Source organism: Cupriavidus sp. BIS7 (assembly GCF_000292345.1).
Lineage (GTDB): Bacteria > Pseudomonadota > Gammaproteobacteria > Burkholderiales > Burkholderiaceae > Cupriavidus.
On record NZ_ALOU01000036.1, the window covers coordinates 50,738 to 63,715 of the forward strand.

The 12,978-nt window shown below is 60.9% G+C and carries 11 protein-coding genes and 1 tRNA gene; 7 read left to right on the forward strand and 5 right to left on the reverse strand.

Going from position 1 to position 12,978, the window contains the following annotated elements; translation table 11 throughout:
• Nucleotides 1-78 precede the first annotated feature (78 nt).
• Both recX and recA read right to left on the reverse strand, forming a co-directional pair.
• Nucleotides 79-543, reverse strand: coding sequence for a recombination regulator RecX (recX, locus tag B552_RS0113255; protein ID WP_019449510.1), 465 nt, complete (start codon nucleotides 541-543; stop codon nucleotides 79-81).
• A 238-nt stretch (nucleotides 544-781) separates the two neighbouring features.
• Nucleotides 782-1,843: a recombinase RecA gene (gene recA / locus B552_RS0113260; protein ID WP_019449511.1), complete on the reverse strand. Its 1,062-nt coding sequence runs from the start codon at nucleotides 1,841-1,843 to the stop codon at nucleotides 782-784.
• A 227-nt stretch (nucleotides 1,844-2,070) separates the two neighbouring features.
• On the opposite strand from recA, the gene B552_RS0113265 reads away from it, so the two are divergent.
• The 7 genes from B552_RS0113265 to B552_RS28855 all read left to right on the forward strand — a co-directional run bounded on the left by B552_RS0113265 (nucleotide 2,071) and on the right by B552_RS28855 (nucleotide 10,699).
• The gene (locus B552_RS0113265; RefSeq protein ID WP_019449512.1) at nucleotides 2,071-2,760 is read left to right on the forward strand and encodes a response regulator transcription factor; all 690 of its coding nucleotides are present in this window, start codon (nucleotides 2,071-2,073) and stop codon (nucleotides 2,758-2,760) included.
• A 21-nt stretch (nucleotides 2,761-2,781) separates the two neighbouring features.
• Nucleotides 2,782-4,356 carry a sensor histidine kinase gene (locus tag B552_RS0113270; protein ID WP_019449513.1) on the forward strand — a complete coding sequence of 525 codons (1,575 nt, stop codon included), beginning with the start codon at nucleotides 2,782-2,784 and terminating at the stop codon, nucleotides 4,354-4,356.
• A complete protein-coding gene (locus B552_RS0113275) occupies nucleotides 4,353-4,673 on the forward strand; it encodes a DUF4212 domain-containing protein (protein WP_019449514.1) in 321 nt (106 codons plus the stop codon). The genes B552_RS0113270 and B552_RS0113275 overlap by 4 nt, the downstream gene beginning before the upstream one ends.
• Before the next feature lie 337 nt (nucleotides 4,674-5,010).
• A complete protein-coding gene (locus tag B552_RS0113280) occupies nucleotides 5,011-6,708 on the forward strand; it encodes an MFS transporter (RefSeq protein WP_019449515.1) in 1,698 nt (565 codons plus the stop codon).
• Between the two features lie 167 nt (nucleotides 6,709-6,875).
• Nucleotides 6,876-6,952: transfer RNA gene (locus B552_RS0113285), tRNA-Met, on the forward strand.
• A 338-nt stretch (nucleotides 6,953-7,290) separates the two neighbouring features.
• On the forward strand, nucleotides 7,291-8,454 hold the full coding sequence (locus B552_RS0113290; protein WP_157160251.1) for a site-specific integrase: 1,164 nt from the start codon (nucleotides 7,291-7,293) through the stop codon (nucleotides 8,452-8,454).
• A gap of 1,315 nt (nucleotides 8,455-9,769) precedes the next feature.
• Nucleotides 9,770-10,699, forward strand: a complete 930-nt coding sequence (locus B552_RS28855) for a hypothetical protein (protein ID WP_157160252.1) — start codon at nucleotides 9,770-9,772, stop codon at nucleotides 10,697-10,699.
• A gap of 462 nt (nucleotides 10,700-11,161) precedes the next feature.
• Here the strand turns inward: B552_RS28855 and B552_RS0113305 are convergent, their stop codons facing one another.
• The 3 genes from B552_RS0113305 to B552_RS0113315 all read right to left on the reverse strand — a co-directional run.
• Entirely contained in the window at nucleotides 11,162-11,965 is an 804-nt protein-coding gene (locus B552_RS0113305; protein ID WP_237718207.1) for a PIN domain-containing protein, read from the reverse strand.
• A gap of 297 nt (nucleotides 11,966-12,262) precedes the next feature.
• Entirely contained in the window at nucleotides 12,263-12,595 is a 333-nt protein-coding gene (locus B552_RS28860; RefSeq protein WP_157160253.1) for a hypothetical protein, read from the reverse strand.
• A 9-nt stretch (nucleotides 12,596-12,604) separates the two neighbouring features.
• A partial coding sequence (locus tag B552_RS0113315) for a hypothetical protein (RefSeq protein ID WP_237718208.1) occupies nucleotides 12,605-12,978 on the reverse strand: 374 nt, incomplete at its 5' end.

Consider the following 12,978-nt stretch of genomic DNA (forward strand, 5'->3'; position numbering starts at 1 on the left):
ATCAGAGGTATGACAACCAAGGGAGACGCACAAAATACCCCTCTTGCGTACACAGGTATGCGACTGGCCGCATCCGGTTCATTCGCCGGACTCGTCCTCATCTTCGGCCCCTCGGATGATCTTGCCGACCACTGCCCGCGAAAAGCCGCGCGCCATCATGAAGCGAATCTGCTTGGCGCGCGCTTCCGGCGAATCGGGCGCCACGCCGAAGCGTTTGCGCCATACCTCGCGAGCACGTTCCAGTTCGGAATCTCGCAGGCGCTCCTGCAGGTCGCGCAGCTGCTCATTCCCTAGCTGATGCGTCTTGGCCTCCTGCATGACGCGCGCTGAGCCATATCGGCTGGCGCGGCGATGCACGAGGCTATCGACGAACCGTTCGTTGGAGAGCCAGTTTTCGCGCTCCAACGCATCTAGCAATGCATCCACTTCTTCGGCCGACTCCGCATGCGGCGCCAGCTTGCGCGCGAGTTCGGCACGGCTGTGCTCGCGGCGGGAAAGGTAGCCGACGGCTCGGGCTTTCAGAGAGAGGGGTGGGCGGGGCATTCGGCGGGTGCCAGGGTGGATGGCTATTAATGCGCCGGCCCTCTCCCCCGCCCCTCTCCCGCACGCGGGAGAGGGGCGAACACCACGGGCATTTCAACCGCCACTGGTCTGCTTCCCTCTCCCGCTATGCGGGAGAGGGGTTGGGGGAGAGGGCAAGGCGCCAACTGCGCGATAGATCAAAAACAAAAAAGCCGCCGCACAGTCATGCGACGGCTTTCCTTTACCAGCAGCGTCAGCCTCAGCCCGCGATCTCGGCCGGCGCACCTGCAGTGGCGTTCATCGGGGCCACGCCCAGTGCCGCGCGCACCTTGTTCTCGATCTCCTCGGCAATGTCCGGGTTCTCGCGCAGGTATTCGCGTGCGTTGTCCTTGCCCTGGCCGATCTTCTCGCCGTTGTAGCTGTACCACGCACCCGACTTCTCAACGATCTTGGCGTCCACGCCGAGGTCGATGATTTCACCCTGGCGCGAGATGCCCTGGCCGTAGAGGATATCGAAGAAGGCTTCGCGGAACGGCGGCGATACCTTGTTCTTGACCACCTTGACCTTGGTCTCGTTGCCGACCACTTCATCGCCCTTCTTGATCGAGCCGATGCGGCGAATGTCCAGACGCACCGAGGCGTAGAACTTCAGCGCGTTACCGCCGGTGGTGGTTTCAGGCGAACCAAACATCACACCGATCTTCATACGGATCTGGTTGATGAAGATCACCAGGCAGTTGGTACGCTTGATCGTGCCGGTCAGCTTGCGCAGCGCCTGGCTCATCAGGCGGGCCTGCAGGCCGGGCAGCGAGTCGCCCATCTCGCCTTCGATTTCAGCCTTCGGCACCAGCGCGGCCACCGAGTCGATCACGATCAGGTCGATCGAACCCGAGCGCACCAGCGCATCGGTAATTTCCAGTGCCTGCTCGCCGGTGTCGGGCTGCGAGATCAGCAGGTTGTTGACGTCCACGCCGAGCTTGCCGGCGTATTGCACGTCCAGCGCGTGTTCGGCGTCAATGAACGCGCAGGTGCCGCCCAGCTTCTGCATCTCGGCCACCACCTGCAGCGTCAGCGTGGTCTTGCCTGACGATTCCGGACCGTAGATCTCGACCACGCGGCCACGCGGCAGGCCGCCCACGCCCAGCGCGATATCCAGGCCCAGCGAGCCGGTGGACACCACCTGGATGTCCTGCTCGATGTCGCCATCGCCCAGGCGCATGATCGAGCCCTTGCCAAACTGCTTCTCGATCTGGGAGAGCGCGGCGGCAAGCGCCTTCTGCTTCTCAGCGCTCACGCCGGCGCCGGCCTTCTTGTCGTCCATGGTCGTCCTTCAGTCAATGGTGTATAAATAGCCCGCATGCGGCAGCGCGGCGCTTGATCTAGAAGCCTTTTCCAAGGCAGAGCGCCTTGCCCGGCACGCCGTGCGATTGCCTTTTCTGGCAGCTCGCCCGGAATGACGGGTACTGTATAAAAAAACAGTATGCTTGGCAAGCCCCACCGGTACCGCAACCGGCGGGCGGCTTTCGCCGGCCAGAGGTGGAGACAACAATGCGGATTCTTATCGCCGAAGATGACGATGTGCTGGCAGACGGCCTGACACGCTCGTTGCGCCAGTCCGGCTATGCCGTCGATCACGTCACCAATGGCGTGGAAGCCGATTCGGCCCTTTCCACACAATCGTTCGACCTGCTGATCCTCGATCTCGGCCTGCCGCGGATGCCCGGGCTCGAGGTGCTCAAGCGCCTGCGCGCGCGTGGCGCCATGCTGCCGGTGCTGATCCTGACGGCGGCAGACAGCGTGGGCGAGCGCGTGAAGGGCCTGGACCTGGGCGCCGACGACTACATGGCCAAGCCGTTCGCGCTGTCCGAACTCGAAGCCCGCGTGCGCGCGCTGGTGCGGCGCGGGGCCGGCGGCGGCGCCACGCTGATGCGCCATGGGCCGCTGGCGTTCGACCAGGTCGGCCGCATTGCCTACATGAACGAGCAGATGCTGGATCTCTCCGCACGCGAGATTGGCCTGCTGGAAATCCTGCTGACGCGCAGCGGCCGGCTCGTGTCGAAGGAACAGCTTGTCGATCACCTCTGCGAATGGGGCGAGGAAGTCAGCAACAACGCGATCGAGGTATATGTGCACCGCCTGCGCAAGAAGATCGAGATCGGCGGCATCCGCATTGCCACCGTGCGCGGGCTGGGCTACTGCCTCGAGAAGTACCAGCCGGCCGTGGCCACGCACGACTGACATGATGGGGACCGAGCGCGCATGAGCCTGCTGCGACTGCCGTGGCGACGCCGTACCGCCGCGGGCCCTGCACGCGCACCGGACCCTGCGCGGCCAACGCTGGCCGATGCAGCGGCCGAGGACCAGGCACTGGCTGACGCCCTGCCCCACCTCGAAGAGTCGTCGGCGCACCCCGTACCCCGCTCGCTGTTCGGCGAGATCCTGGACTGGATGCTCGCACCGCTGCTGCTGCTCTGGCCGATGAGCATCGCGGTCACGTACCTCGTCGCCAAGTCGATCGCCAACGGACCATACGACCGCTCGCTCGAAGCCAGCGCCATCGTGCTGTCACAGCAGGTGCGCGAAGTGAACGGACGCGTCACGCTGCAATTGCCGCTATCCGCGCGCGAGATCCTGCGCGCCGACGAAACCGACAACATCTATTACCAGGTGGTTGGCAAGCACGGCGAATACGTGGCGGGCGACCATGACCTGCCGCTGCCGTCCGAAGAGGAGGAAGGCCACGCCGGGCTTGTATCGCTGCGCGACGACCGCGTGGCCGGCAACGATGTGCGCGTGGCCTATACCTACGTGGACCTGAAGAATGTCAGCGGCACGCAGCCGGTGCTGGTGCAGGTGGCCGAGACGCTCGACAAGCGCGCCCGGCTGGCCAATGAAATCATCAAGGGCGTGATCCTGCCGCAGTTCGTCATCCTGCCGCTTGCGGTGGTGCTCGTGTGGTTCGGTCTCTCGCGCGGGCTGGCGCCGCTGAACGCGATCCAGCAACGCATTCGCGCACGCAATCCCGGCGATACGAGCCCGATCGACGAGCGCGCCGCGCCACAGGAAATCACGCCGCTGGTGGCGTCGTTCAACGACCTGCTCTGGCAACTCGATCAATCGGTGCAGACGCAGAAGCGCTTCATCGCCGATGCGGCACACCAGATGAAAACCCCGCTGGCGGGCTTGCGCATGCAGGCCGAACTGGCCCAGCGCGAGCAATCGCCGGAAGAACTGCGCCGGTCGCTCGCGCAGATCGCAGGCAGTTCCGAACGCACCGCGCACCTGGTGACGCAGTTGCTGTCGCTGGCACGCATGGAGAACCTGGCCGGCGCAGGCGGCATGGCGCCGCTGGACCTGAACACATTGGCCCGCGACGTGGTCAAGGACCTGCTGCCGCAGGCGTGGGCACGCAAGATCGACCTGGGCCTGGAAGTCGACGATCATCCGGTGACGATCACTGGCAACCGCCTGATGCTGACTGAAATGCTCAACAACCTCGTCGACAACGCCATCCGCTATACGCCGCCCGGCGGCCACGCCACGGTACGCGTCTCCACCGACGCGTTCGAGCCTTTTGCCTATCTCGACGTGGAAGACACCGGGCCCGGCATCGCAGCGGCCGAGCGCGAACGCGTGATGGAACGCTTCTATCGCGTGCTGGGCACCAATACCGAAGGCAGCGGCCTGGGCCTGGCCATCGTGCGTGAGATCGTGCAGCAGCATGGCGGCGAAGTGTCGATCGAAGACAACGTCTACCAGGCCGAGCCGCGCATGGCTGGCGCCCGCTTCCACGTGACGCTGCGCCGCGCCACGCCAGACGAAGCCACCGCATGAGAAAAGCCCCGCCTGACAGCCTGACTCCGCGCGAGCGTCGCGCGTGGCGTCACAATCTGCGCTGGATTGGCGCGTTGCTGGTGATCTGGTTCGTGGTGTCGTTTGTTGTCAGCTGGTTCGCACGCGAACTGCGCTTCGACTTCTTCGGCTGGCCGTTCTCGTTCTGGGTGGCCGCGCAGGGTGCGCTGATTGTCTATGTACTGATGACCGCGCTCTATGCGTGGCACATGAACCGGGTGGACCAGGAGGTGGATCGCCCCGAATCGGATGCCGACGCACACCCCGCACCGCCTGTCGATCCCACCCGCCGATCCTGACGACAACGGCCACCCCCCACGTAAGGGGCAAGCGGCGGGCCATTGCCGATTAAACGCGCCGATGCTGCAGAGCAAGAACGTCCCACACCCCTCACGCCAAGCCGCTTGCGGGCAGCAGACCGACGCAATGCAGCAAGAATTCGCCTCTGAATGCCTCAAAAATGGCTAGCGTATACCCCGACGCTTCCAGCCTCTTTTACGGCATTTCTGTCAGAACTCAGTAAGTTTCGCCTCCCACAATCCTTGCAGCTTCGGTGAAGAGGCCGGCACGCGCGGGTGCTTCAGGCGCGAGACACGGCCAGGCCGGGGACCCTTTCGACAGACGGAGGAGACAACAATGGCAAACGCGCAAAACGTGGCCGTGCCTGGTGGCACCGCCCACAATGCGCCGATGACGCGCGAAGAAAAGAAGGTCATTCTGGCCTCGTCGCTCGGCACGGTGTTTGAGTGGTACGACTTTTATCTGTACGGTTCGCTGGCGGCTGTGATCGCCAAGCAGTTCTTCGCTGGCCTCGACCCGACTTCCGCATTCATCTTCGCGCTGCTGGCATTCGCGGCGGGCTTTATCGTGCGTCCGTTCGGCGCGCTGGTGTTTGGCCGTCTTGGCGACATGATCGGCCGCAAGTACACGTTCCTGGTGACGATCCTGATCATGGGCCTGTCGACGTTCGTCGTCGGCCTGCTGCCCGGCTTCGCCATGATCGGATGGGCCGCACCGATCATCCTGATCGCCCTGCGCATGCTGCAGGGCCTGGCGCTCGGCGGCGAGTACGGCGGCGCGGCCACCTACGTGGCCGAACACGCGCCGCACGGCAAGCGCGGCGCCTACACCGCGTGGATCCAGACCACCGCCACGCTGGGCCTGTTCCTGTCCCTGATCGTCATTCTGCTGTGCCGCGAAGCCACGGGCGCGCAGTTCGAGGTGTGGGGCTGGCGCATCCCGTTCCTGGTCTCGATCCTGCTGCTGGCCATGTCCGTGTACATCCGCCTGTCGATGAGCGAATCGCCGGCGTTCCAGCGCATGAAGGCCGAGGGCAAGACCTCGAAGGCTCCGCTGACCGAGGCATTCGGCCAATGGCGCAACATGAAGATCGTCATCCTGGCACTGGTGGGCCTGACCGCCGGCCAGGCCGTGGTGTGGTACACGGGCCAGTTCTACTCGCTGTTCTTCCTGACGCAGGTGCTGAAGGTGGACGCCAAGACGGCCAACCTGCTGATCGCCGGCGCACTGGTCATCGGCACGCCGTTCTTCATCTTCTTCGGCTCGCTGTCGGACAAGATCGGCCGCAAGTGGATCATCATGCTGGGCTGCGCGCTGGCAGTGCTGACCTACTTCCCGCTGTTCAAGGCGATGACCCACTACGCCAACCCGGCGCTGGAACGTGCCCAGCAGACTGCGCAGATCGTGGTCACGGCCGATCCGAAGACCTGCTCGTTCCAGGGCAGCCCGATCGCCCGCGAGATCGACTTCCGCAGCTCATGCGACATCGTCAAGCGTACGCTGGCCCAGGCATCGGCAAGCTATGAAGTGGTGGAGGCTCCGGCCGGCACCATGGCTACCGTGAAAATCGGCGACAAGGAGATCAAGGCCTTCGACGCCACCGTGACCGGCGGCCACAGCTTCGACGACGCCAGCAAGAAGCAGATCGCAGCGTTCAAGAAGGAAGTCAGCGAGTCCATGACGGCCGCCGGCTACCCGACCAAGGCCGACCCGGCCCAGATGAACACGATCATGGTGCTGGTGATCCTGGTCATCCTGGTCATCTACGTGACCATGGTCTACGGCCCGATCGCCGCGATGCTGGTGGAAATGTTCCCGACCCGCATCCGCTACTCGTCGATGTCGCTGCCGTACCACATCGGCAACGGCTGGTTCGGCGGCCTGCTGCCGACCATCTCGTTCGCGCTGGTAGCCCAGAACGGCAACATCTACTACGGCCTCTGGTACCCGATCATCATCGCGGCCATGACCTTCGTGGTGGGTGCGCTGTTCGTCCGCGAAACCAAGGACGTCGACATCTACGCCAACGACTGATCGACATTCAGCAGCGATCGCTCAGGATGGCCAGCCGGCAGGTTGGCCTCCGCTTCCCCGGCAGGCCTTGTGCCTGCCATTTTTTTGGGCAGCTGCGAAAGCTTGCACAAAGTTGTCACAAAGGTGTTGACAGGCCGAAAGGCGTAGGTATAATTGCGGTCTTCGTTGGCGAATTAGCTCAGTCGGTTAGAGCGACGGAATCATAATCCGCAGGTCCGGGGTTCGAGTCCCTGATTCGCCACCATCTATTTGAAAAGCCGCAGTCCTTCACGGGATTGCGGCTTTTTGCTTTGGGGCTAGCTGAAGGTGTCACACAGGGGTGTCACACACGGAGGCCTTGTGGCTGGTGATTTCCTGCAGCGGTCGCGACATGGGACGATATTCATGTTCCGGCGACGTATACCCCTGGACTTGGTGTCCGCCTTCAGACGGACAGAACTCTACCGCAGCGTCGGAACGGCAGACCCCCGCCTGGCCGCCATACGGGCACGATTCCTGGCCGGCGCCTGTGATGCGCTCTTCCAGAGGGCTCGTCAGCTTGTCGGAAGCGGCCAGCCCCTTGGCCACAGCGAGATCAGCTTCTTGGCCGAACTAGAACTCCCCTCCCCCGACCGCTGGCCCAGCCTCCTAGCAGGTATCCAAGGGCCGAAAACGCCTCCAGCACCGACCAGGGCGCCTCCTGCGCGCCCGTTACCTCCCGGGCGGCCTGCAGACCAGGTCAAGCTCCCCCTGAAGCTGTCGATTGACGTCTACCTCTCGCAGATCAGCGTAAAGCCCGCGACCAAGACCCGGTATCGAACCGTCCTCGACCGGCTCGTCTCGCATTTTGGCGCGAGCTGCGACCTGGCAACCCTGAATCAGGACAAGTTCGTCGGGTTTGCCGACAAGGTCAATGCTGATGCCGAGCTGGCTATAAAGAGCAAGCAGGTAACGATCACGGCGGCCGCCACGTTCATCAATTGGCATGCCTCCCGTAACAGCGCGATACCGCACGTCACGTCTGCCTCGCTGAAGCCAAAACGCCTTGCCCCGTCCTGGTCGGACCGTGCCGACTTCTCTTTGGAAGACATGACTGCGATTTTCCGATGTGCAAGTGCTAACCGCCGAGGGGCACCCCATGAGTTCTGGGTAACGATCGGCTGCGCGCTTACGGGCTGCCGGCTGGAAGAGCTAGCACAGTTGCACGTCCCAACGGACCTGAAGCAACATCCCAACGGAATCTGGTATCTCGATCTGAACGAACGCCCCGATCCCGACGGTATCGTTCGAAAATCACTCAAGAAACTCTCCAGCTGGCGGGTGGTGCCGATCCACCCTCTCTTGGCTGAGTTGGGGTTTGTGGAATTCCTGCGGACCGAAGCTCGCTCCGAGACGGGTCGCCCGTTTAGCTCATACTGGGCTCCCCATGGTGAGTTGATACCAGAAGACGCCACCGCCTTGCGCGCCAATATCAAATGGAGCCACAAGATATCCAAATGGGGAGGCCGTAGGCTGAGAGAGTTGCAGAAGGCCAAGCTGATAGCTCCAGGCAATGCGACCTACTTCCACAGCATGAGACACACGTTCATCACCACTCTGGCGAAGGCTGGCGTGCCAGAACCCTTACGAGCAGCTCTCACCGGGCACGACAACGGTGGCATTAATGGGCAGATCTACACGAAGTTCAAAGACGATCCGACGTCCACTTTCGATGCCTTGGTCATGGGTGCGTCAGACTTAGTGGCAACGTTGCACCCCAACCCATGATTTCCGCCCTCCCAACGCCGGGACGAAGGGGCACTGTCGTAACAGTGGGGCGTAGGATTGGCGAGGATAGGCTTCCCTATCCTAGGATTGCATAGCACCTGCCGATACACCTGCTAGTTCCTGCCTTCATCCATATTTCAATGATCCAAATGCACAAATACCTGACTCAAAATATTTGATCATCCTTATAGCAAAGAATCATCGTTAATTACTTACTTACAGAAGCATTATTCGGCAACGGTCGTAGCAATGCTTAGCTCATTAAACATGCCAAAATTTCATCGAGTATTTATCAGTAAGCAATGACTTATCTCGGCACGCCACGATCCACATTGTGTTCAATCGGGGATGCTTCTACGAAGCATCGATGCCCTATACGCTTCTGATTCTTCTCACCTTTAGGGCCGATGCATTGGCCTACCTCTAGACATTGACAGATGCGTGATGGCGATACCCCGCCCCAACAACCACACTGGGGCTTACTCCAATTTTCCCCAGATCATGACGCTAGCAATCCTTCTCCAGAACCCTCTCATTCGACGAGTCTTCGGATGCGGGAACGTGCAACACTGCCCCAGCAACCGCCAACCTCGGTGCGGCCGATTTCATCTCCAATCGCACCCTACGCAGCAAGGTGGCGCCATGGCGGCCCTCACTATTTGAACTCTCACCTCCAGCTGGGTGGGCACCCCCAGGTCATCAAGCAGTTCCAGCTTCGCCTCCCAGAACCACTGAAGAACATGCTCGACTTCCTATGTGCCAACCATTTCCGCATGAACCCGCATCGGTTGATTATGACCTTGATCTCTGATGCCCTAAGTGTTGCGCTAGAGGAGTATCTGAATATGCGCGATCAGGAAGACTTTGAGCAAACACAAGCGTAGGCTGGCATGCGAATCCCGGGACCCTGGCATCCGTGTGCAAAAAAACAACGAAGAAATTAAGGCCTTGAAATGCCTACGATCTGGCGCTCCACCGCACCATAGCGAGGGGATCGCGCTCCGCCGGCACGTATCGTAGGCAAATTTGTAACCGCACCGCGCGCGCCCATTGAAATGCCTAACTTCGACTTCTAGCATTTGTGCGTCGAAGCTTTTGAGGGGTAGTGCGAATGAATCAGATTGCAGAGCAAAGTTCGAGGTTAGGGTGCTTTGGTGATCCCAAGATGGGCGATCAGCCCGGAGCGGTCGAGTGTTTTGGATGTCGGGATAAACTCGCATGTGCTAAGCATGCGGACTCAAAGTTGCCGAGACAGTTCAAGCGGGAGCCAATTTATCGCGGTCGACGAGCCGCAGTAGGCGATGCTGCCACCCCAGTGACCATCGCCCCTGACGACATAGACGCCCTGCTAATTGAATTCGAGGATGCACCGCTCGTAATTCCGCAGAACGCGCAACACGAACCCGGAGAAGGCCCTCCATTACCAGGCGCAAAGAAATGCTCCCTGACGCCCAAAGGCCCTAATCCTTCGTCAAGCACCGCAGGCGCAACGAGACAGTCGTTTCCGGCGACATCGAATTCCGCCTATGCCAGGTTCACCGCCTCCGGGCTTGTTGAGGCCGTTCAAGACATTGCGAAGGCTGTTCGCCGCGCCCCATCTTCTTATGAAGATCATCGGGAATCATTCTGCGCTATTAGTCTCGAATTGAATCGGAGAGAGGTCACATTTGCGCCCCGCTTCCGCGGCACCCCCCGTCCGACTCATATGGCACCAACGCTTGCCGAGCAGCTTCTCGGACTGGACCGTCAGATCATTGATCTTCATTGGCTTCACAGTCGGGGAATCAAACAGCGCATCATCACTGAAAATTATGAAGACCTGCTGTTCGAAGAAGAGTTTGATTTCGGCCTGGCACAAGAATTCGCGGCTGAGGTTTGGACAAGTGACCACAAGGCAGCGCTACTGAGCTTACCAGCACACTTGCAATGGCAGCTTGACACCCTTCAGCCATCGAGATTTGCTGACCGCTACCGTCGATTGCGCAATGGTGAACGGTCTGGCGGGCGCACGAAGGCGCAGGGGCTACCGCAGATTCGAGCAAGACTAGAGGATTCGATCATCAACTCACCACAGCATCGCAGCAGTATCGATGATTGGCTGACGCTGTGGCTCTGTCACCAGATGATCGACAGCAAGGCTCCCGCCGCGCTCGCGTCACTGTTTAGCTTGGCAACTGGAACGACTCCAATGGCTCCGAGCAGCGTCTCGCGAAAGCTCGATCGCGTTCTTGCCCGCCTTGGATAGAAAGTGAATTCGTATCAGCCTGGCCTCACGGTCAGCGATGCCAGGCGAGCGCCCAGCCGGATTTCAACCCGATCTACGGCGTCACGAGTGCCGTTGATGACGCCGGAAGTGCAACCTAGTCTTCCGCGAAAAAAAGCCTTCTTCATCATGGACTTATGCGAAATTTAAAGGCATTTTTTCGCGCCTAATGATTTAATGGGTAGTGTATTAGTGAATAGTGAAAAGTCTTTCGCTCCGCGTGGCGGAGCGAGGCGCTTCGCGCCCTTCTTTCCGGTCCGGTCTTGATGATCTGAAGGTCAGAAGGAACAGCGGGAGCGGGAGCAGTATGCCATTGCAGCGGCTTTGTTGATGGACATCGTGCGCCGCGCCAAGCGTATCGGATTGCCCTTACCCCGCCACGCCGGAACAGACGGGCGATGCGGCGACGCTAGCCGGGGAATTGTGAAGCGACAAGTTGCAGGCTCAGAAGTTGTAGCTAATCACGCCGTCACTCTCGCTGATCGATCGGTTGGCTAAAAGCTTGGCGATAATAGTTTCGACCTCACTCTCGGCGAGCTCGTGAGCCTTGAACATGGCCTTGATGTGCTTGGCAAGGGTCAATCGGCGCCGGGGCCTAGTGGCCTTCCGCGACCTACCCAAAATCTCGCGAACGCGCTCGGCACTAGGGTTCTTGACGCCCCCCTTTTCTTTCGAAACGGCGGCGGCCTTATGCGTCGCGATCTTTGGCGAGCCCCCTGACGCGACTTTCGCCCCTGCAGCATTGACGGGCCTAGTCACAGCCGCTGCCGGCGCCGAGGCAGGCTTCGCCGCCGCGGCATTCGCATGCAAGCCGATCGCTGGCGGCTGCATTGGCGATTTTGATGCTGACACGAGCTTTGGTTCTGCCGGACTCTGAGCCTGACGGTGGATCGAGGGCTTCTCGCCGAAGGCCTCCTCGAGCGTGGCCGCGCGGCGGGCCTCCACTCCCGCCTCGGCGCCAAGCCAAGCGAGCAGCGGATCGAAGCCCTTGTCCCTGGAAAGCACGATCACCGGGCCTCGCTCGCCCGCCTCGACCATGCGGCCCAGTTCGAAAGCGATGTGGAAATCAAGCGCGTTGGGGCCGCCGCCGCTCGCGCGAACCCAGCGGGCTTTCTCGCCGAGTGCATGCAGACCCATCGCCAATCCGATTGGCACCTTTTTTTGGCTCTCCCCCGCGAAGACCGTCAGGCGAGCGGCGTCACCTAGGCGGTCGAGATCGACCGCCTGGACATTTTCGAAGTCGACCAATACAACGGCCCCTTGACCCATGTCACTTCCCCGAATTATCCGGCCACGCGAGACGGCGCGGCGCGTTTCCCTGTCGCGCGTGCGGCTCTTCGGCCGCAGAGGGAGTTTAGCCCAAAGATCCGAGTTCACCACATGAGGCGTTTGATGGGTCAGAAGTGAGACGGGCCGGCCCATGGTTTTCACAAATGGCGAGTTCGGTTGGGCGCGTTTCTCCGAGGCCCAAAATTTGTCGACGCCCTGTGGACGCGATCTAACCCGATCGCTGTATTCCCGACCACCGCAGACCAGCATACGCATTTAACGCTTGCCGTTCTTGAGTTCCAGATAGAGTTGAGCCCCGCCATCGGAGACCATCTTGAGCGGATTAGCGCGGCAATAGTTGTCCATCCACGCGAATACCTGATTGGCTGACGAAAGTTTTTCAAGCGGGTCGTGTTTGGCGTCGCCGACGGCGGCATTGAGGCCGCTAAGATACCCGGCCAGCCAGGACTTCAAGGCTGAGACGGGAGTGTTTGAACTGCTGAGCCAAGTTCCACAGTCTGGGGTGGCGATCATGGTAACCTCGGCGCGGCTCACTGTCGCCGTGCCAAGTGTAAGGATGACCGCTGCGGCGGCGAGTGTCTTCTTCACGTGTAATCCTCACTGGCAGGGATAGTTCTTCTGAAGCAGCAAGAGCGAAGCGGTCGTCAGCGGCATTCCGTCCGCGAACAGGTTTGGAGTGCTCCGGAAGAACTGGTCGAGCAAAGCCGTAATGTCCCAGCGCTTGAGGTTTCCATCCCCCTTCAGGCAGAACAGCGGCTGATCCTTCCGATAGGCCAAGGCAGCATTTGCAGCAAGCAGCGACGAGCCAATGGCCGTCATATAGAGGTTGAGCGCATCCTCGTCAGCGCGCGAGAAGCCATGTGTTCGAAATTGCTTGTAATCCTTCCAAGTAAATTCGGCGTGCGCGGACGTTGCGCCCGTCAAGGTAGCTACGGTCATCGCCGCCATCAGCTGTGGTGGTCTAATTTCCT

What these genes read in the sequence shown, in the direction of transcription:
- recX (WP_019449510.1), bottom strand. Translation starts at nt 543, where the DNA reads ATGCCCCGCCCACCCCTCTCTCTGAAAGCCCGAGCCGTCGGCTACCTT.
- recA (WP_019449511.1), bottom strand. Translation starts at nt 1,843, where the DNA reads ATGGACGACAAGAAGGCCGGCGCCGGCGTGAGCGCTGAGAAGCAGAAG.
- B552_RS0113265 (WP_019449512.1), top strand. Translation starts at nt 2,071, where the DNA reads ATGCGGATTCTTATCGCCGAAGATGACGATGTGCTGGCAGACGGCCTG.
- B552_RS0113270 (WP_019449513.1), top strand. Translation starts at nt 2,782, where the DNA reads ATGAGCCTGCTGCGACTGCCGTGGCGACGCCGTACCGCCGCGGGCCCT.
- B552_RS0113275 (WP_019449514.1), top strand. Translation starts at nt 4,353, where the DNA reads ATGAGAAAAGCCCCGCCTGACAGCCTGACTCCGCGCGAGCGTCGCGCG.
- B552_RS0113280 (WP_019449515.1), top strand. Translation starts at nt 5,011, where the DNA reads ATGGCAAACGCGCAAAACGTGGCCGTGCCTGGTGGCACCGCCCACAAT.